Annotated in this window: 15 protein-coding genes; 6 read left to right on the forward strand and 9 right to left on the reverse strand. The window is 68.4% G+C overall.

Annotation, left to right across the window (positions count from 1 at the left end; translation table 11 throughout):
- The first annotated feature begins 121 nt into the window (after window positions 1–121).
- On the forward strand, window positions 122–1765 hold the full coding sequence (locus I6N91_RS02515; protein WP_198810344.1) for a DUF4389 domain-containing protein: 1644 nt from the start codon (window positions 122–124) through the stop codon (window positions 1763–1765).
- 125 nt (window positions 1766–1890) lie between these two features.
- On the opposite strand, the gene I6N91_RS02520 is transcribed toward I6N91_RS02515, so the two are convergent.
- The 5 genes from I6N91_RS02520 to I6N91_RS02540 all read right to left on the reverse strand — a co-directional run bounded on the left by I6N91_RS02520 (window position 1891) and on the right by I6N91_RS02540 (window position 9770).
- Window positions 1891–2772, reverse strand: a complete 882-nt coding sequence (locus tag I6N91_RS02520; protein WP_198810345.1) for a DegV family protein — start codon at window positions 2770–2772, stop codon at window positions 1891–1893.
- Window positions 2773–2774: 2 nt separating this feature from the next.
- Window positions 2775–5273: a leucine--tRNA ligase gene (gene leuS, locus I6N91_RS02525; protein ID WP_307843208.1), complete on the reverse strand. Its 2499-nt coding sequence runs from the start codon at window positions 5271–5273 to the stop codon at window positions 2775–2777.
- 285 nt (window positions 5274–5558) lie between these two features.
- Window positions 5559–7073 (reverse strand): glycerol kinase GlpK, encoded by a 1515-nt coding sequence (gene glpK, locus I6N91_RS02530; RefSeq protein ID WP_198810346.1) that lies wholly within the window; start codon window positions 7071–7073, stop codon window positions 5559–5561.
- A 72-nt stretch (window positions 7074–7145) separates the two neighbouring features.
- Window positions 7146–7892 (reverse strand): MIP/aquaporin family protein, encoded by a 747-nt coding sequence (locus tag I6N91_RS02535; RefSeq protein WP_198810347.1) that lies wholly within the window; start codon window positions 7890–7892, stop codon window positions 7146–7148.
- A gap of 132 nt (window positions 7893–8024) precedes the next feature.
- Window positions 8025–9770, reverse strand: coding sequence for a glycerol-3-phosphate dehydrogenase/oxidase (locus tag I6N91_RS02540; protein WP_198810348.1), 1746 nt, complete (start codon window positions 9768–9770; stop codon window positions 8025–8027).
- Window positions 9771–9989: 219 nt separating this feature from the next.
- On the opposite strand from I6N91_RS02540, the gene I6N91_RS02545 reads away from it, so the two are divergent.
- The 4 genes from I6N91_RS02545 to I6N91_RS02560 are packed head-to-tail and all read left to right on the forward strand — an operon-like array spanning window position 9990 to window position 13839.
- Window positions 9990–10958 (forward strand): sugar-binding transcriptional regulator, encoded by a 969-nt coding sequence (locus I6N91_RS02545; RefSeq protein ID WP_198810660.1) that lies wholly within the window; start codon window positions 9990–9992, stop codon window positions 10956–10958.
- 9 nt (window positions 10959–10967) lie between these two features.
- Complete coding sequence (locus I6N91_RS02550) at window positions 10968–11804, forward strand: aldo/keto reductase (RefSeq protein ID WP_198810349.1); 837 nt, start codon at window positions 10968–10970, stop codon at window positions 11802–11804.
- Complete coding sequence (locus I6N91_RS02555) at window positions 11801–12763, forward strand: alpha/beta hydrolase (RefSeq protein ID WP_307843209.1); 963 nt, start codon at window positions 11801–11803, stop codon at window positions 12761–12763. Before I6N91_RS02550 ends, I6N91_RS02555 begins: the two co-directional genes overlap by 4 nt.
- A complete protein-coding gene (locus I6N91_RS02560; RefSeq protein WP_198810350.1) occupies window positions 12760–13839 on the forward strand; it encodes a glycosyltransferase family 1 protein in 1080 nt (359 codons plus the stop codon). The genes I6N91_RS02555 and I6N91_RS02560 overlap by 4 nt, the downstream gene beginning before the upstream one ends.
- A gap of 73 nt (window positions 13840–13912) precedes the next feature.
- Here I6N91_RS02560 and I6N91_RS02565 read toward each other — a convergent pair whose 3' ends face one another.
- Window positions 13913–14755 (reverse strand): hypothetical protein, encoded by an 843-nt coding sequence (locus I6N91_RS02565; RefSeq protein ID WP_198810351.1) that lies wholly within the window; start codon window positions 14753–14755, stop codon window positions 13913–13915.
- A 293-nt stretch (window positions 14756–15048) separates the two neighbouring features.
- On the opposite strand from I6N91_RS02565, the gene I6N91_RS02570 reads away from it, so the two are divergent.
- Window positions 15049–15216, forward strand: coding sequence for a hypothetical protein (locus tag I6N91_RS02570; RefSeq protein WP_198810352.1), 168 nt, complete (start codon window positions 15049–15051; stop codon window positions 15214–15216).
- Window positions 15217–15263: 47 nt separating this feature from the next.
- Here I6N91_RS02570 and I6N91_RS02575 read toward each other — a convergent pair whose 3' ends face one another.
- From I6N91_RS02575 to I6N91_RS02585, 3 genes are all read right to left on the reverse strand, one after another.
- On the reverse strand, window positions 15264–15893 hold the full coding sequence (locus tag I6N91_RS02575) for a hypothetical protein (RefSeq protein WP_198810353.1): 630 nt from the start codon (window positions 15891–15893) through the stop codon (window positions 15264–15266).
- 302 nt (window positions 15894–16195) lie between these two features.
- The gene (locus I6N91_RS02580; RefSeq protein ID WP_198810664.1) at window positions 16196–16942 is read right to left on the reverse strand and encodes an IclR family transcriptional regulator; all 747 of its coding nucleotides are present in this window, start codon (window positions 16940–16942) and stop codon (window positions 16196–16198) included.
- Between the two features lie 5 nt (window positions 16943–16947).
- Window positions 16948–18849 carry an FAD-binding monooxygenase gene (locus I6N91_RS02585; protein WP_198810354.1) on the reverse strand — a complete coding sequence of 634 codons (1902 nt, stop codon included), beginning with the start codon at window positions 18847–18849 and terminating at the stop codon, window positions 16948–16950.
- Window positions 18850–18902: the final 53 nt, after the last annotated feature.

Consider the following 18902-nt stretch of genomic DNA (forward strand, 5'->3'; position numbering starts at 1 on the left):
ACGAGGGAAACTCCCGCTTCCAACGGATCAGGGGCGAACGCGCTGCGGCCACTCTCCCGGGCGGTGTGGACCCGTGGGCCGTATCGGACATCAGGGAATCCGTGGGGCAAGGAGGAAGTCGATGAAAACCCGTTCCATCATCCTGCTCGTTGCGGGCATTCTCTTGGCGATGACCGGACTGGGCCTGCTCGCTGGCGGCATCGGCTCGTCGCTGGTGAGTGCCGCGCAGAACGACGGCGGGTACCTCAGCTCTCCTCAGGAGCGTTTCTCCGTCGATTCGCGCGCCATCACCGCCGGGGAGGTCGAGGAGCTCCGGAACGAGGACCTGCCCGGCTCACTGCCCTTTGACGTGGGCAGCATCAGGGTGCTGGCGCAGTCGGCCAACCCGGGACATGAAATTTTCGTCGGTATTGCTCCCCGGGAGGAGGTGGAGCGTTACCTTGCCGGTTCCAACTATTCCCAGGTGCTGGAGGTGGAAAACCGGCCCTTCCGTGTCGAGTACAGGGAGGTGGAGGGAGCGGCCCAGCCGGAACCGCCGGCGGAGCAGGATTTCTGGGTTGCTGCCGGCTCGGGGCCCGGCCAGCAGGAGATCGACTGGAACATCCAGCCGGGGTCCTGGACGGTTGTCGTGATGAACGCCGATGCCAGTGCTGGTGTGGCGGCGGATCTGCAGGCAGGCTTCCGGTCCGAACTTTTCGGCCCTCTCGCCGGAGGGCTGCTCATCGCAGGCTCCGTGCTGCTCCTCGTCGGCATTCCGCTGCTGATCCTCGGAGCCATGGGGCTGGGACGGGACGCCGCCCCTCCGGTCGCGCCCGGCGGGGTGGCCGGACCGGCAGGGACATCAGCGGCACCTGGATCAGCAGGACAAGGGGCGACAGGACAAGGGGCGACAGGACAAGGGGCGACAGGACAAGGGGCGACAGGACAAGGGGCGACAGGACAAGGGGCGGCCCTGCCCGGGCCGGGGCCCGCCCGGGCGGCAGTGGATCGGGCGGCAGTAGCCGGTGCGGCACCTGCCCGGCCCGTCGAGGCTCCCGACGTCGTCGCTGGATCCCGGTATTACCCTGCCAGGCTCGTAGGACAGCTGGACCCGGTCCTTTCCCGATGGAAGTGGCTGATCAAGTGGTTCCTGGCCATCCCGCACTTCATCCTGCTGTTCTTCCTTTGGTTCGCGTTCGGAATCATCACGATCGTCGCCGGCTTTTCCATCCTGTTCACCGGCCGCTACCCGCGGCCGCTCTTCTACTTCAACGTGGGGGTGGTGCGCTGGAACTGGCGCGTGGCGTTCTACGCATATGCGGCTGCGGGAACGGACAGATATCCACCCTTCACCCTGGCCAAGACGGACTATCCAGCCGACTACGACGTCGAGTACCCGGCACGGCTCTCACGCGGCCTGGTGCTGGTCAAGTGGTGGCTCCTGGCCATACCGCACCTGCTGATCGTGGCTGCCTTCACGGGTTCGAACACGACCCGTTGGATTGAGACCGAAGACCTGGGGGTCACCTATGAAACCGGTGCGGGGCCGTCCCTGCTGGGACTGCTTGTCCTCGTCGCGGTGCTCATCCTGCTGTTCACCGGCCGGTACCACCGGCCCCTGTTTGAGTTCATTCTCGGCATCAACCGCTGGACCTACCGGACCATCACCTACACGGCCCTCATGCGCGACGAGTACCCTCCCTTCCGTCTTGACCAGGGCGGGCAGGATCCGGCTGCGCTCTACGACGGGGCCGGAGAGTCGAGCCACCGCCCGCCTCCGCGGTGACCCCGGCGCTCACCGCCCGATGGTGTGGCGGCCGATGGGCCAACCCAAGGTCCCGCCCGTCACCACGGGGCTGTCCCTCCGGGCTGGCTGGCAGGAACCACAGGCGAAAGGGCGCCGCCCTGGCGTTAGGCGGACAACGGGCGGGGAACGACAGCCACGGCCATCACGCCGAGGCCCGCATGCGCCGCCAGGACCGCCGGGCAGCGGGCCAGGGAGACAGGGGTGCCGGGAAGGCCTGACTCGAGCCGGGCGGCGAACCCGGCGGCCTCGTCGTCGTTCCCGAAGTGATGAACCGTGATCTCGCTGCCGCCTGACCGGGCGGCAGCGGCACCCTGGACGATCTCGAGGAGCCGGTCGAGGGCCCGGTCGGCCGTGCGCACCTTCTCCACGGGGACCACCCGCCCGTCCTGGATCTTCAGCAGCGCCTTGACCGAGAGGACGTTGCCCAGCCAGCTCGCCGCGGCGCTGATCCTCCCGCCGCGGCGCAGCTGGTCAAGGCTCGGCACGTAGAAATAGAGCTCCGAGGTGCGGCAGACGATGGCCGCGGCGGCGGCGCTGCGCTCAAGGCTCGCCCCCCGCCGCAGGGACTGCAGCGCGGCCACGGCGGCGTAGCCCAGCGGCATCCCGGCGGTGCGGCTGTCGATCACCTCGACGGGAATGCCGACCGAGGAAGCCGCCAGCCGTGCTGCGTCGACCGTCCCGGACAGGGCCCCGGAGAGGTGGATGGAGATGATCCCCGAATGGCCTTCGGCCTCCAGGGCCCGATAGGCACGCTCGAACTGACCCGGCGACGGGCGGGACGTACGCACCTCCGAGCCCTGCGCCAGCGCGATGGTCAGGGGCTCAACCAGGGAGTCCCCGCCGTCGCTGTAGATCTGGCCGGCGATCAGCACCGGCAGGGGAACCACCGTGACTCCCCCTGCGCGCCCCGGCCCGTCGAGCCAGCCCGGCGGGAACCCGGCCGCCGAGTCGGTCACGACTGCGGCCGGGAGTCCGTCGCTTGCCATGCTCAGCTGGGCACGATGTTGACCAGCTTGGGCGCCCGCACAATGACCGTGCGGATGCCCCTGCCGTCGAGGATCCGGGAAACCTGCTCGCTGGCAAGGGCCAGGCTCCGCAGCTCGTCCTCGGTGATGTCGGGTGACACGGTGAGCCGGTCGCGGACCTTGCCCTGGACCTGCACGACGGCGACGACGGACTCCTGCGCCAGCAGGTCCTGCTCGACGGCCGGCAGGGCGGCGGTGGCCACCCCGGGGTTGTGGCCCAGCCGCTCCCACAGATCCTCGGCGGTGTACGGGGCGAACATGCCCAGCAGCACCGCAACGGTCTCGGCCGCCTCACGGACGGCCGGGTCGCTGCCGCCCGGGCCGGAGTCGATGGCCTTGCGGGTGGCGTTGACCAGCTCCATCAGCCGGGCGATGACGACATTGAACTTGCTGGCGCCCATGAGCTCGGGCACGTCCGCCAGCGTGCGGTGGGTGGCCGAGCGCAGGCCCCTGTCGCCCGCAGCGAAGTCGACGCCCGCGGCGCTGGTGACGTCGGCGCCCAGGCGCCAGGCGCGGGCCAGGAACTTGGCCGAGCCCGACGGCGACACGTCGGCCCAGTCGACGTCGTCCTCCGGCGGGGAGGCGAAAATCATGGTGAGGCGCACGGCGTCCACCCCGTACTTATCGAGCTGCTCCCCGAGGTCCACCCCGTTGCCCAGGGACTTGCTCATGGCCTTGCCGCCGTTGAGCACCTGCCCCTGGTTCAGCAGGGAGGAAAACGGCTCGGTGAAGTCCACCAGGCCCAGGTCGAAGAGCACCTTGGTGAAGAACCGGCTGTAGAGGAGATGCAGGATGGCGTGCTCGACGCCTCCGACGTACTGGCCGACCGGCATCCACCGGTTGACGGCGTCGGTGTCGAACGGAGCCGTCTCCAGGTCCGGGGTGATGAACCGCAGGAAGTACCAGGAGGAGTCCACGAAGGTGTCCATGGTGTCGGTGTCCCGCTTGGCGGGCCCGCCGCAGGACGGGCAGGCCACGTTGACCCAGTCCTCGACGGCGGCCAGCGGCGAGACGCCCCGCGGTTTCAGCTGGGAGCCGTGAAGGCCCTCGGGCAGGGTGACCGGCAGCTGCTCGTCAGGCACCGGAACCTCGCCGCAGGTGGCGCAGTGGATGATGGGGATTGGGGTTCCCCAGTACCGCTGGCGCGAGAGCAGCCAGTCGCGCAGCCGGAAGTTGACCGTTTCCTCGCCGGTGCCCTGCGCTGCGAGCAGCCCGACGGCGCGGGCGATGGCGGCGGACTTGTCCAGCCCGGTCAGCTCGCCGGAGTTGACCAGGACGCCCTCGCCGGCGGTCGCGGTGCCGGTGACCGCCGGGTCCTCAGCGCCTGTGTCGACGACGGTGCGGACCGGCAGGCCGAACGCCCGGGCGAAGTCCAGGTCGCGCTGGTCATGGGCGGGAACGGCCATGATCGCGCCGGTGCCGTAGTCGGCCAGCACGTAGTCGGCGGCCCAGACGGGCAGCTTTTCCCCGTTGAGCGGGTTGACGGCGTACCGGCCGGTGAACACGCCGGTCTTCTCGCGTTCCGTGGACTGGCGCTCGATCTCGGAGAGCTTCTTGACCTGCTCCCGGTACTCCTCGAGGGCCGGCCGGTGCTCGGCGGTGACCAGGTCGAGGGCCAGCTGAGTGTCGGCGGCGACGACGAAGAAGGTCGCCCCGTAAAGGGTGTCGGGGCGGGTGGTGAACACCGGGACGTCGTGGGCCGGCCGGTCATCGGCTGCCTCGATGGTGAAGCGCACGGTGGCGCCCTCGGAACGGCCGATCCAGTTGCGCTGCATCGCCAGCACGCGCTCGGGCCAGTGGCCCTTCAGCTGGTCCATATCCCGCAGCAGGCGGTCGGCGTAGTCGGTGATCTTGAAGTACCACTGGTTCAGGTCCTTCTTGGTGACCATCGTCCCGCAGCGGTCGCAGGCCCCATTGATGACCTGCTCGTTGGAGAGCACCGTCTGGTCCTTGGGGCACCAGTTGACCGGCGAATTCTTCCGGTAAGCGAGGCCCTTGTTGAAGAACCGGGTGAACAACCACTGCGTCCAGCGGTAGTACTCGGGATCGGAGGTGTGGATCCGGCGGGACCAGTCGGCGCTGATCGCGTAGCGCTTGAAGGAGTGGGCCTGCGTATCGATGTTCGCGTAGGTCCACTCGGCCGGGTGCGCGTTGCGCTTGATGGCCGCGTTCTCCGCCGGGAGCCCGAAGGAGTCCCACCCGATCGGGTGCAGCACGTCATAGCCCTGCAGCCGCGACCAGCGGGCGGCGACGTCGCCCATGGCGAAGGCCTCGGCGTGGCCCATGTGAAGGTCACCCGAGGGGTAGGGGAACATGTCGAGCACGTACCGGCGCTCGCGTGAGCCGTCGTCGAGCGGCTTGAACAATTCCAGCTCATCCCACACCGCCGGCCATCGGGCCTCCATGGCGGCGAAGTCGTAGGTGTTCTCGTCGGGCTGTCCCGCCTCGGAAGGTGTGCTCACTGTCTTGAACCCTGTCCTGTCATTCTTCGCGATTGCCTCATCGTCATTCGTTCCCGCGTGCCGGCCGCGTCGAATTCCGGCCCGGACACACAAAAGCCCCTCGTCCAGGGAGGGGCCGCCGCACGCTGATCGCGTGCGGCTAGGGAAGAAGTCGCCGAGTTGACATGGAACAACCTTAGCGCAGAACTCCCGGCTTCCCCGGCGATTTCGCTGCAGGAGCACAGAAGCGCCCGCCCACCGGTACCGCTGGTGGACGGGCGCCTGTGCTGCCGAGGGGATCCGGCGCTAGGAAACGTCCTCGTCGACCCAGTCGAAGGTCTTCGTGACGGCCTTCTTCCAGAGGCGCAGCTGGCGCTCGCGCTCGGCGTCGTCCATTGAGGGGTTCCAGCGCTTGTCCTCGGACCAGTTGGTGGCGAGCTCGTCGGTGTCCTTCCAGAAGCCGACGGCGAGGCCCGCCGCGTAGGCGGCACCGAGCGCGGTGGTCTCCGTGACCTTCGGCCGGATCACCGGGATGCCGAGGATGTCCGCCTGGAACTGCATCAGGGCGTCATTGGCCACCATGCCGCCGTCGACCCGAAGATCCTCCATGTCCACCCCGGAGTCGGCGTTGGCCGCGTCCAGCACCTCGCGGGTCTGGAAGGCCGTGGCCTCCAGCGCCGCACGGGCGATGTGTCCCTTGTTCACGAAGCGGGTCAGCCCGACGATCGCGCCGCGGGCGTCCGCACGCCAGTACGGGGCGAAGAGGCCGGAGAACGCCGGGACGATATACACGCCGCCGTTGTCATCAACCGTCGTCGCGAGCTGCTCCACCTCGGGAGAACTCTTGATGAGGCCGAGGTTGTCGCGGAGCCACTGGATGAGCGACCCGGTGACGGCGATCGAACCTTCGAGCGCGTAGACCGGCTTGGCGTCCCCGAGGCGGTAGCAGACCGTGGTGAGCAGGCCGTTCTTCGAGTGGACGATCTCCTCGCCGGTGTTCACGATCATGAAGTTGCCGGTGCCGTAGGTGTTCTTGGCACCGCCCTTGGCGAAAGCGGCCTGGCCGAAGGTCGCCGCCTGCTGGTCACCGAGGATGCCGGCCACCGGAACCTCGCGCAGCAGCTGGGAACCGTGGACCTTTCCGTAGACCTCCGAGGAGGACTTGATGGCGGGCATCATTGACAGCGGAACGCCGAAGTCCGCGAGGATCGATTCGTCCCAGGAGAGCGTCTCGAGGTCCATGAACAGGGTCCGCGAGGCGTTGGTGACGTCGGTGATGTGCACGCCGCCGTCCGTGCCGCCGGTGAGGTTCCAGGTGACCCAGGAGTCGGTGTTGCCGAACAGGAGGTCCCCGGCCTCCGCCTTCTCGCGGGCACCGTCGACATTGTCGAGGATCCACTTGATCTTGGTGCCGGAGAAGTAGGTGGCCAGGGGCAGCCCGACCTTGTCCTTATAGCGCTCCACGCCGCCGTTGGCCGCCAGCTCATCGACGATGTTCTGGGTGCGGGTGTCCTGCCACACGATGGCGTTGTAGACCGCCTTGCCTGTGGTCTTGTCCCACACCACGGCGGTCTCGCGCTGGTTGGTAATGCCGACCGCGGCGATATCGTGGCGGGTCAGGTTCGCCTTGGACAGGGCACTGCCGATGACCTCACGGGTGTTGTCCCAGATCTCGGCGGGATCGTGTTCGACCCACCCCGCCTTGGGGAAGATCTGCTCGTGCTCCTTCTGACCCGAGGAGACGATGTCCCCCTTGTGGTCGAACACGATGGCCCGGCTCGATGTCGTGCCTTGGTCGATAGCGATAACGTACTGCGACATTTCCTACTCCTTTGTTGAGATGATGTCGGATTGTGCCCGGTGCGGACGGCACCGGGCGGGCGGACGTCGACCCTACGCCGGGAGCGCGGGGAACTCGACCAGCTGGACGATCAGGCCGGCGAGGATGCCGCCGATGATGGGGCCGACCACCGGCACCCAGGCGTAGCCCCAGTCGGAGCCGCCCTTCCCCTTGATGGGGAGGATGGCGTGGGCGATGCGGGGGCCGAGGTCGCGGTTCGGGTTGATGGCGTACCCGGTGGGTCCGCCGAGGGAGGCACCGATGCCCACGACGAGGAGGGCGACAGCCAGGGGGCCAAGCCCCGTCGGCGTCGAACCGAAGGCGATGATCACGAAAACGAGGACGAACGTGCCGATGATCTCGGTGACGAGGTTCCAGCCGTAGGAGCGGATGGCGGGACCGGTGGAGAAGACACCCAGCTTGTTGGCGGGTTCCGGCTCGTCATCGAAGTGCTGCTTGTACGCCAGCCAGCAGACGATTGCACCGAGGATGGATCCGATCATCTGGGCGGCGAGGTACCCCAGCGCGTTGCCGAAGTTCTTGTCCACGCCCGAGGCGAAGGACTCGACGTCGCCGTTCACCCACAGGCCCACGGTGACGGCGAAGTTCAGGTGGGCCCCGGACAGGGCCGCGACGTAGACGCCGGCGAAGACAGCGAGCCCCCACCCGAAGGTGACCATCAGGAAGCCGCCGTTGTTACCCTTTGTCTTTGCAAGGGCAACGTTGGCTACGACACCACAACCGAGCAGCAACAACATCATGGTGCCGAACGTTTCGGCAACAAATACTTCAAGAGACATCTTTGACTCCTTGTGTGTATTTACTTGTGTGCAGGTGCCGCCGCCTGAGCGGCCCCCTTCCCCCGGCAACACCTGCCGTTGGATGGCCCCACCGCCCAGGGCGGCGGGGCCGATCCCCCCGCGGACCTTCCGCTAGGCGATCAAGCTTCGAACCTCGACCCGGTGCGCGTCGGCGAGGACCGCCTCGGCGTGGCGGATCTCGGCTGCCGCGGCCTCCTTGTCCCAGCCCAGCAGCGGTGCGAGCACCGCGGCCAGTTCGGCGAGGAGTTCGGCGGTCACCAGACCGCGGAAAGCAAGCGAGGTGCGGCGGATCAGGATGTCGATCAAATGACCGACCTGCTCGTTGCGCACCATGTACTCCACCTCCCGAGAACTTAGTTCCTTAGTGGAACTGAACACGGAATCTTCTCCCTGCGCAAGGAACTCGAGCACGTCGGTGGCACGCGCACCGTAGCGCGTGAGCAGAACCCCGACGCGCTCCTCGTCGTAGCCGGGCCGGACCGCGGCGGCAATCCACTGCTTTTCCGCCTTTTCACCGGCCGGGAAGCCCTTGCCTCCGCCGATGGCGAGGTTGGCCGTCGACGTCTTCCGGGCAAGCCCGAGGACGGCGAGGGTGTCGTTGGCCAGGTGCTCCGAGAGCGCCCGAAACGTCGTCCACTTGCCGCCCACGAGGCTCAGCGTGGTCACCTTGCGGCCGCCGCGCTGTTCCTCGCGCTTCTCGATGCGGTAGTCGCGGGAGACGAAGCCGGGCGAGGTGTCATCGTGGCGCGGCAGCGGCCGGACGCCGGAGAAGCTGTACACGATGTCCTCCCGGCCGACCTTGATCGTCGGGAAGACATGGTGGACCAGGTCGAAGAAGTAGTCGATCTCCTCGTCGGTGGTGACGGCGGGCACGCTCATGTCTGCGTCGACGTCGGTGGTTCCGACCAGCACGCGGTCGCCCATGGGGTAGATCAGCACGATGCGTCCGTCGGTGTGCTCGAAGAAGATTTCGCGGCCGTTGGTGGCCTCGAGGAGCGCTTTGGAGTCGATGACGATGTGCGAGCCCTTGGTGCCTCCCATAAAGGAGCTTTCGGCGCCGAGGGCCGCGTTGGTGCCGTCGACCCACGCCCCGGTGGCGTTGATAACGACGTCGGCCTCGAAGGTGAAGGAGGTGCCGGTGAGTTCATCGCGCAGCACCACGCCGTCGTCGGAGGCGCCGATGGCGTTGACGTGGTTCACGGCGCGTGCCTCCGGATTGGCCAGCTGGCCGTCGCGCAGGACGTCGAGGGTGAGCCGCTCGGGGTTGTGAACGGATGCGTCAAAGTAGGTGGCGGTGTACTTCACGTCGGGGCGCAGGTCCGGCATGAGGGCCAGCGACTTCTTCCGGCCGACGAACTTGTGCCGGGGCACCGAGCCGCCGTCGCGGGAGAAGGAGTCGTAGAGGCTCAGCCCGACCTTGATCAGGAAGGCGCCGCGTTCGGTGGGCTTTCCCTGCTTGTGCGTGAGGAAGCGCATGGGGGCCGCAAGGATGCCGGAGAAGGTGCTGAAGATGGGGATGGTCGTCTGGAGGGGCTTCACATAGTGGGGCGCGACCCGCAGGAGGCGGTTGCGTTCGACGACGGATTCGCGCACCAGCCGGAACTCCCCGTTCTCGAGGTACCGGATGCCGCCGTGGATCATATGGGAAGAGGCGCCCGAGGCGCCCTGGGAGTAATCGCCGCGCTCGACGAGGGCGACGTCGACGCCCTGCAGCGCAAGGTCGCGGAAGGTGCCGACGCCGTTGATCCCTCCGCCGATGATGAGTACCGAGGCACGGGGGCGCTCCTGAAGCTTTTTCACCTCGCTCCGCGGTTCGCTGACATTGCCGGTGGCACTGTTGCTGTCGACGGTGTTCATTAAGGCACTACTCCGTAACCGTAAAGATTGCTGCTGATGGGGGACTGCCCGACCCATTCTTTGAAGTTTGAGAATAGCAGTCAACCAGATTGCACAAACGTGCACGAACGGGGTGAGAATGGACACGTGGAACCCCGTGAACTCCCCCGCCCCCGCCGGATCCCGATCGACGGGGAGGGCGCCGGCCCCCGGTCCGGGGACGCCCTCCGCGCGGCCCAGATGTACTACCTGCAGGACCTGACGATGAACGCCATCGCCCGGGAGCTGCGGACGTCCCGCTCCACGGTGTCCCGGCTGCTGTCCCTGGCGCGCCAGACCGGCCTGGTGCAGATCTCGGTCAACAACCCCGCCGAACGCGCACCCGTCCTTGAACAGCAGATCCGCCGCCGCTTCGGCGTGGAGGCGCACGTGGTGCCGGTCGCTGACAGCGTGAGCGACTCCGAGTCACTCGAGCGCGTGGCCATCCAGGCGGCGCGCACGATCAGCCCGCTGATGGACTCCAACGCGATCATCGGCGTCGCCTGGGGTTCCACCCTGAGCGCCGTCAGCCACCACCTGACCCGCAAGGACATCCACGACAGCACGATCGTGCAGCTCAACGGGGCCGGAAACACCCAGACGACCGGCATCACCTACGCCAGTGAGATCCTGCGGCGCTTCGGCCAGGCCTACGGCGCGCGCGTTGAGCAGTTCCCTGTGCCCGCCTTCTTCGACCACGCCGAAACCAAGCGGGCCATGTGGAACGAGCGCAGTGTGCGGCGCATCCTCGACCTCCAGCACCGGATGACGGTGGCGGTCTTCGGCGTGGGCTCGATCGACGCCGGCATCCCCAGCCACGTGTACAGCGGCGGATACCTCGACGACGAGGATCTCGCGCAGCTCGCCGAGGACGAGGTGGTCGGGGATGTGGCCACGATGTTCTTTCGGGAGGACGGCAGCCACCGGGACATCCTGCTCAATCAGCGCAGCACCGGCCCCGACCTCGACCGCCTCCGGGAGGTCCGGCGTCGGATCTGCGTGGTGTCCGGGGAGACGAAGATCAATGGACTGCGGGGGGCACTGGCCGCGGGCCTTGCAACGGACCTGATCCTGGATGAGGCCTCCGCCCGCCGGCTGGTGCAGCTCGCGGCCGACGAGCAGCCCGGTGCTCCAGCGCGGCTGGCCGGCACGTCCCGCGCAGATCGGTAGAGTCGTTCCATGCAACGAGCCCCCAAAGTTCCCCTGAACAACGGCGTGGAAATCGATGCCGTGGGGTACGGCGTCTACAAGGTGCCTCCCGCCGACACCGCCGACCTCTGCACGCTGGCGCTCGAGGCCGGCTACCGCACCCTCGACACCGCCACCATGTACGGCAACGAGGCGGGAGTGGGCGAGGCGGTGCGCCGGGCGCTGGCCGGCGGACTGGAGCGCAGCGACATCTTCGTCACCACGAAGGTCTTCAACCGGGACCAGGGCTATGACTCGACGCTCCGGGCCTTCGACTCCTCCCTCGAACTCCTCGGCCTTGAGTATCTCGACCTCTACCTCATCCACTGGCCCATGCCCGAGCGCGGACTGTACGTCGAGACCTACCGGGCCCTCGAGCAGCTCTACCGGGACGGCCGGGTGAGGGCCATTGGGGTGTCGAACTTCCAGCGGCCCCACCTCGAGCGGCTCTTCGGCGAAACCGGGGTGGTGCCCGCACTGAACCAGATCGAGGTGCACCCCTACCTGCAGCAGCACGAGCTCCGAGCCTTCCACGTCGAATATGGCATCGCCACCCAGGCGTGGAGTCCCCTCGGACGGGGCCACGTGCTGACCGACCCGGTCATCACCGGTATCGCTGCGGACCTGGGCCGCACTCCGGCCCAGGTGATCCTGCGCTGGCACCTCGACGGCGGGAACCTCGTCATCCCCAAGGCGAGCAGCGCCGAGCGGATCCAGGGCAACCTCGACCTCTTCGATTTCACCCTCGCCCCGGACCACCGCGCGGCCCTCGACGGGCTGGAGCGGGGCCACCGGTTCGGCTCCCACCCCGACCGGGTGAACTCGTGAGGCGCCGCGGCCCTGATGCCGGGACCGGGCCCGCCGCAGCCGAACCGGCCGCGCCGGCTGCCGCGCCGCGGACCGCACAGGTACGGACCGTTCCCTGGGAGGGGAGGCTGCAGCGGTACTGGGACTTCGCACCGCTCGGGCACGCCGGCCGGCCTGCCGCCCGCCAGGATGCGGCGGCACCGGTGATGTTTCTGGTCCACGGCTTCCGGGGCGATCACCACGGGCTGCTGCGGATCGTCGAGGGGCTGCCCGGCTACCGCGTGATCGTGCCCGACCTTCCCGGCTTCGGTGCGTCGGAGGCGCTGGCCGGCCGCCACGACGTTACCGCCTATGCCCGGTTTGTCCGCCACAGCCTCGAGGTGCTGGGACTCGGGCCCTCAACAGTCCTGCTGGGGCACTCCTTCGGCTCGGTCATCGCGGCTCGGTTCGCCGCGGACAACCCGGGCCGCACCGCCGCCCTGATCCTGGTCAACCCCATCTGCGAACCCGCCCTCGAGGGATCGAGCCGCCTGGCGTCCCGGGCCGCGGAACTGTATTACGCCGCCGGCGCCCGCCTGCCCGAACGGACCGGCATGGCACTCCTGACCAACCCCCTGATCGTGCGCGTCATGAGCATCTTCATGGCCAAGACCCGGGACCGGGCGCTGCGCGCGTACATCCATGACCAGCACGCCCGCTACTTCAGTGCGTTCGCGGAGCGCAGGGTGGTCCTCGAGGCCTTCCGGGCCTCGATCGGTGCCACGGTCCGGGACAGCGCCACCGATCTGACGGGCCCGGTCCTGCTGATCGCCGCCGAACTCGACGACCTGGGGTCCCTCGAAGGACAGCGCCGCCTCGCGGCGATGATCCCCGGGGCGCGGCTGGAGGTCCTTGCGGGTACCGGACACCTCGTGCACTACGAAAAGCCGCTCGAGGCCGCGGCCCTGATCACGGCCTTCCTGAAGGAGGGCCGGCAGTGAAAATCCTCATCGATGCGCGCTTCACGCGGACCGACCACCACGATGGAATCAGCCGCTATGGGGCAAGCCTGATCGGTGCCGTCTCCAAGCTGGCCGAGGTCACGATGCTCATCAGCGATCCGCGGCAGCTGGCGCTGCTTCCCGACGTGCCGTACGTCCTGGTCAACAGCCCACTCTCCCCCGCCGAGCTCCTGGTGGCGCGGACCGTGAACCGCCTGCGCCCCGACGTCGTCGTCAGCCCCCTGCAGACCATGGGGACCTGGGGCCGGAAGTACCCGTTGATCCTGACCCTCCACGATCTGATCTACTACACCAATCCCGCGCCCCCGCCCTTTCTTCCGCTGCCGGTGCGGGCACTGTGGCGCCTCTACCACCTGGCCTACTGGCCGCAGCGGCTGCTGCTGAACCGCGCAGACGTCGTGGCGACCATCTCCGAGACCACCGCCTCCCTGATCCGTGAGCACGCTCTGACCCGGCGGCCCGTTCACATTGTCGGCAACGCCCCGCAGGAGGCCGACGTCGTCCGCGACCCAGCGGTCGAACCGGAGAAATCCCTCCTCTACATGGGCTCGTTCATGCCCTACAAGAACGTCGAAACGCTCCTGGCGGGAATGGCCGGACTCGGGGAGTACACCCTGCACCTGCTCAGCAGGATCTCGAGCGAACGCCAGGCCGAGCTTGAGGCCCTGATCCCGGCCGGCGCCACTGTCGTTTTCCACAATGGCGTCAGCGACGAGGAGTACAACCGGCTCCTGGCCACCGCGACGGCGCTGATCACGCTGTCAAAGGCCGAGGGCTACGGGCTGCCGGTGATCGAGGGGATGGCGGCGGGAACCCCGGTCATCGCCAGCGACATCCCGATCTTCCGGGAGGTGGGCGGCGGGGCTGCCCTCCTGGTCGACCCGGACGACCCGGCGGCCCTCACCGACGCCGTCCGCGCTTTGGGCTCCCCCGGGCGGTGGGCCCGGGCGTCCGCGGACGGCCTGGCCCAGGCCGCCACCTACACCTGGGACCGCTCGGCCCGGCAGCTGATCGACGCGGCCGAGGCGGCGATCAAGGAGCATCGGAGCCGCTGAGACGCCGGCACCGGCGAAGCCGCAGCGCAAACGCCGTCCCGGTGCCGCCGCGGGCACCGGAACGGCGCTGGGGCTAGCTGCCGCGCTTGAGGCTGCGGATCCGCAGGGCGGCCGCGGCCGGCACGGCGATGCCCGCGGCGAGCAGGCCCGCCAGCAGGGCAGTGCCCGCATTGTCCTCGGAGGTCGAGACCGCAGCGGTCTGGATGTTCAGCCCCACGTTGGTCTTTCCGGGAGCCGGCGCAACGACGGGCGGGGCCGCCGGAGCAAGGACGGGCTGGGGAACCACGACGGGCGGCAGCCCGGTCTGCCCCTCGCAGGCGGCGAGGAATACCTTGAACAGCGCAAGGAGGTTCGTCATGGTGGCCTCGTCGATCTCGATCCCGGCGAGGGCCATTTCGAACTCGGCGAACGCCTGGTCCAGAACCAATTCGGCCGCTGCGATCTCCGGCGTATCGATTGAGGCGTCAAAGGCCGCCTCGAGGCCGGGCAGGGCGCTTTCCGCCTGGTCGAAGCGTGTCTGGGCCGGGGCAAGGGCCGCCGTGGCGGCTTCGATCGCCAGCGGGTCCCCGGACTTCACGGCCGCTGCCAGCTTCAGCTCGGCGTCCTCAAGCGCCAGTGCGGCGGCGTCGAACTCCAGGTAACCGGCCTCGAGAGCCGGGCCGGTTTCCGCGGCGGCGACCTCGACGAGCGCGGAGTAGGCCCCTTCGGCCTGCGTGATGGCGGCGGCGGCCGTTTCGAGCCGCGTCACGGACGCCGCGGTGATTCCCGCCCCGGCCAGCGCCGAGTTGAACGCGCCCGCGGCCGTCAGGCATCCGGCGTCCCCCGGCGCGGCCGTGGCTGCCGGCGTGCCGAGGAAAAGCCCTCCGGCTAAGACGGCCGCCGCGGAACCCGCTGCGGCCCATTTCCTTGAAGTCATCACTGTTTATTCTCCTGAAGCCCGGAAATGCCCCGCGGGCCGTCCCCGCGGTGCCAGCTTGCGGCACCCTCCATTCGGCGCCCGAATACGGGCGCTGCAATGCCCGTGGACACCGATTGGAAGAGTGGCCGCTGGTCTTGATGCATCAGGACTCAAAGAGAACTGGGAATCGTCTGAGTTTCACCCGGAAGACCGCTGTGCGTCCAAAAGTACAGAAGGCATGTCGATATAGCAATTAGGCCCAGTCCCACCCGTAACGGCGCGCATTTCCCGTTCTTTTCCCGGCTCGGGAGTTGAGGAAAATTCATTCCGCCCGCCGCGGCGCCTGCGGCACGGCGGAGCCCCTCCGTCTGGTTTCCGACGCCGATGCCGTGGTTGTCGATGAGGAGCTCAGCGCGTACTGCGGGTTCAGGACCACCACCTTGGAGACCGCGGACGCTCTCTGCGACGCCCTGAGCTGACGTCCTTCACACCGCCGGGGACACGGACGGGGGCCATCGCTGGGATATCAGGCCGTGCGGAGAGTGCCGGCGAGGAACTGCACGGGCGGTTCCTGGCCGGGCCAGGTGCCCACCAGCGCGAGCGGTCCCCGGATACGCCCGGAGAGGTCGGGCACCCGGAACAGGACGAGGTCGAGGTCCCGTCCGGTAACAGGAGTCTCCATCCCTGCCAGGCCGTCACCGGGCGCGGGATCCGGCACGGGGAGACCGCGGAGCACGGTGGTGCTCGCCGACTGGACGGACGGCTCAAGGCGGCCGTCGACGTCGACGAACTCATCAGCCTGGGCGGGGCCGCCGAGCAGCGCCGCCAAAACCACCGCACTGTAGACGGGGTCGACGCAGGCGTCGTAGATCCACCGCTGCCCCAGGACCGAATGGTCCATGGCGCCGACGAAACCGATCTCCGCTCCGGAGAGGGGTGACGAGCGGTAGGTCAGGGGAACCTGCACCACCTCCCGGCCGGTGGTGACAAGGAGGGTTTCCACGCCGACCTCGCCGTCCGGGTCGTCGAACCGAAACGAGGCGACCTTCTGCAGATCGGTGACGCTGTTGTTTCTCCACCAGGGCTGGGCGGGCAGCCAGTCGGCGAGGAGCTCCAGTTTGGTCGGGCGCAGCGTTGCTCTGTGAAGGATGGCCATATCCCTTAGCCTAGGGACTCTCAAGGAGGATGACAGGACTTTGTCGGCCCAATTTTCAAGAAGAGCCCAATTGCCGCGCAGGGAAAAGTGACAAACGCACCCGAAATTCCGGGTGCATTCGTCAGTTCCGGGTGCACCGCGAACCAAAATGCGACCAGCGCCCCCGAATGCGACGACCGAACGGGAAATATCAGGCGCGCCTGTCGTTTTCGGGTCCGCCTGCCGTGATTGGGTGCACCGGCCGCCGCACAAGGCACGGTGGGGCCCTGCGGCCCGACAGCGGTCCGGGCCCGGCGTTCCGGCTACCTCAGGATCCGCTCGATGGCGGCCGCGGCAACGCAGACGCGGGCGCCGATCTGTTCAGCCGGCACCTCGCTGCTCAGGTAGACAACCGCAAGGGCTGCCGGAAGCTGCCCGGTGACGCGGATAGGGGCGCCGATCGAACTGACACCGGGAATCACCTCGTCCCGGCTGAAGGCGAAGCCGGTGCGGGCCGCCGTCCGGGACTCCTTCCGGTACGGCTCCCCCGGCGCCAGTTGCTCCCACTGCTCCTCGGTCAGCGCCGACTGGATCGCGATCCCGGGTGCTCCCGCCGTGAAGGAATGCCGGGTGCCCGGCCGCTGCACGAGCGCCCCTTCGCCGCGGGGCGGTTCGACGGCCACCAGGGTGACGCACTGGCGGCGGTCCCACACGGCGATGAAGGCGCTCATCTGGAGGGAGGTGGACAGCGCCGTGAGCTCGGGCAGCGCCGCGCTCTGCAGCTTCCGCGCCACCCCCCTGGCCAGGGCCGCCAGCCCCGGGCCGGGCCAGAACCGTCCGCCGTCGTCCCTGAGCACGAGGGAGTGATCCTCGAGGGTGCGGAGAATGCGGTAGGCGATGGAGCGGTGGACCCCCAGGGAGCCGGCGATCTCGGCAATGGTCATCCCGGCGGTGGACTCGGCGAGCACTTCGAGGACCCGGATGCCGCGCGAGAGGGTCTGGGACGTGGACGACGCCGTGGCCTTCGGGGCGGTGACGCCCGGGGACACCGCCGATTCCCCGATGCCCATCCTGCTCACGCGCTCCCGACCGGGCGGGCGAGGAGCTGGGGTGCGAAGAACGCGGCCAGCTCGGCGGTGGCCGCCAACGGAAGAACGTTCGCCACGTACTGGTCCGGACGGACGACGACGACCGCACCGGCCCGGTCGATGCTCCGCAGGTCGAAGATGTCCGCCGCCGGGTCCACCGCGTAGACCTTTTCGTAGTTAGTGAGCCCGAAAGGCCCGACCGGGGGCTGGAAGACGCCCGGCACATCCCCGATGTCGATCTGGGTGTGCTTCTGCTGGTGAATGACCACGACGTCGAACCACGCGTCGGGGTCGAGGCCCTGCGGGGTGGCCGCGAGCGGGGATTCCGCCGCATTGGCCATCCAGTCGGCGAGCGCCGCCGCACCGGATCCGGCCCCCGGTGCGGCCGCATCGGCGAAGACGTAGATCCGCCAGCGGCCGTCGGCGGTCGCCTGGTGGCCAAGGTGCAGGGGAACGCCGTCGCACACGCGCACGACGGGCGCGGACTTGAACCGCTTGCCGATCGGGAATCCTGAAGCGATGTCCTGGTGCGCTGGTTCGGCGACCAGGAGGGAGGGCGAGTACTGGGTCATGAAGCCCATCGGGAATTCGCCGGTGCGCACATAGAAGTCCTCGAGCTCGGACGGGTCCTCAAACTCCTCCGGCTTCTTGGCCATGAGCGTCGACCACTCCTTGTCGAACTCGATGAGGTTCTTCGCCACGACCTGGCGCTCCGCCGAATAGGTCGACAGCAGGGCCTCGGGGCTGCGCCCCTCCAGCACATGCCCGAGCTTCCAGCCGAGATTGAACCCGTCCTGCATCGATACGTTCATGCCCTGGCCCGCCTTGGCGCTGTGCGTGTGGCAGGCGTCCCCGGTGATGAAGACCCGCGGTGTGCGGAGTCCCACCTCCTCGGGGAGGACGTCGTCGAACCGGTCGCTGAGGCGGTGGCCCACTTCGTACACGCTGTGCCACGCGACGTGGCGCACATCGAGCGTGTAGGGGCTGAGGATCGTGTTGGCCTTGGCGATGATCTGCTCGAGGGTGGTCCGGCGCACGGCACCGTTGTCGTCCGGTGGGACCTCGCCCAGGTCGACGTACATGCGGAACAGGTGCCCGCCCTCGCGCGGAATGAGCAGGATGCTGCCGCCCCCACCGGACTGGATGGCGCACTTGAGGCGGATGTCGGGGAAGTCGGTGACCGCCAGCGCGTCCATCACGCCCCAGGCGTGGCGGGCCTGGTCGCCGGCCAGGGTGCAGCCGATCGCCCGGCGCACCCGGCTCCGGGCACCGTCGGCGCCGACCACGTACTTGGCCCGCACGGTACGCGGAGTGCCCGCCCGCTCCCCCGCGGTGTGCGTCAGCGTCACCTTCACCGGGTACGCCCCGTCACCCGTGACCTCGAGGTCCTCGAACTCGAAGCCGTAGTCCGGGGTCATTCGAGTCGGGGAGTTCCTCATGAATTCCGCGAAGTAGTCGAGCACGCGCGCCTGGTTGACGATGAGGTGGGGGAACTCGCTGATCACCGCCGGGTCGTCTTCGGGGCGGGCGGTGCGGATAATCCGCGCGGGATCAGCGGGATCCGGCTTCCAGAACGCCATCTCGACAATGCGGTACGCCTCCTCGGTGATCCGCTGGGCGAAGCCGAAGGCCTGGAAGGTCTCGACGCTGCGTGCCTGGATACCGTCGGCCTGGCCGATGGCGAGCCGGGCATCGCGCCGCTCCACGATCCGGGTGGTGATCCCGGGAAACTGGGACAGCTGGGCGGCGGTGATCATGCCGGCGGGGCCGGTGCCGACGATCAGTACGTCGACCTCGTCGGGAAGCTCTTCGGGGCGGTCGATGCCGGTACCGGCCGCCGGCTGGATGCGGGGATCACCCGAGACGTATCCGTGGTGGTGGAACTGCACGGGCTTCCTCACTTCGTTGTGGTGAAAGTTCGATTATCGAACGCCTCGTTCGA

Origin of the sequence: Arthrobacter sp. MSA 4-2 (assembly GCF_016405885.1) — a bacterium.
GTDB lineage: Bacteria > Actinomycetota > Actinomycetes > Actinomycetales > Micrococcaceae > Arthrobacter_D.

What these genes read in the sequence shown, in the direction of transcription:
- I6N91_RS02545 (WP_198810660.1), top strand. Translation starts at nt 9,990, where the DNA reads ATGTACTACCTGCAGGACCTGACGATGAACGCCATCGCCCGGGAGCTG.
- glpK (WP_198810346.1), bottom strand. Translation starts at nt 7,073, where the DNA reads ATGTCGCAGTACGTTATCGCTATCGACCAAGGCACGACATCGAGCCGG.
- I6N91_RS02550 (WP_198810349.1), top strand. Translation starts at nt 10,968, where the DNA reads ATGCAACGAGCCCCCAAAGTTCCCCTGAACAACGGCGTGGAAATCGAT.
- I6N91_RS02565 (WP_198810351.1), bottom strand. Translation starts at nt 14,755, where the DNA reads ATGACTTCAAGGAAATGGGCCGCAGCGGGTTCCGCGGCGGCCGTCTTA.
- I6N91_RS02515 (WP_198810344.1), top strand. Translation starts at nt 122, where the DNA reads ATGAAAACCCGTTCCATCATCCTGCTCGTTGCGGGCATTCTCTTGGCG.
- I6N91_RS02535 (WP_198810347.1), bottom strand. Translation starts at nt 7,892, where the DNA reads ATGTCTCTTGAAGTATTTGTTGCCGAAACGTTCGGCACCATGATGTTG.
- I6N91_RS02580 (WP_198810664.1), bottom strand. Translation starts at nt 16,942, where the DNA reads ATGGGCATCGGGGAATCGGCGGTGTCCCCGGGCGTCACCGCCCCGAAG.
- I6N91_RS02575 (WP_198810353.1), bottom strand. Translation starts at nt 15,893, where the DNA reads ATGGCCATCCTTCACAGAGCAACGCTGCGCCCGACCAAACTGGAGCTC.
- I6N91_RS02540 (WP_198810348.1), bottom strand. Translation starts at nt 9,770, where the DNA reads ATGAACACCGTCGACAGCAACAGTGCCACCGGCAATGTCAGCGAACCG.
- I6N91_RS02520 (WP_198810345.1), bottom strand. Translation starts at nt 2,772, where the DNA reads ATGGCAAGCGACGGACTCCCGGCCGCAGTCGTGACCGACTCGGCGGCC.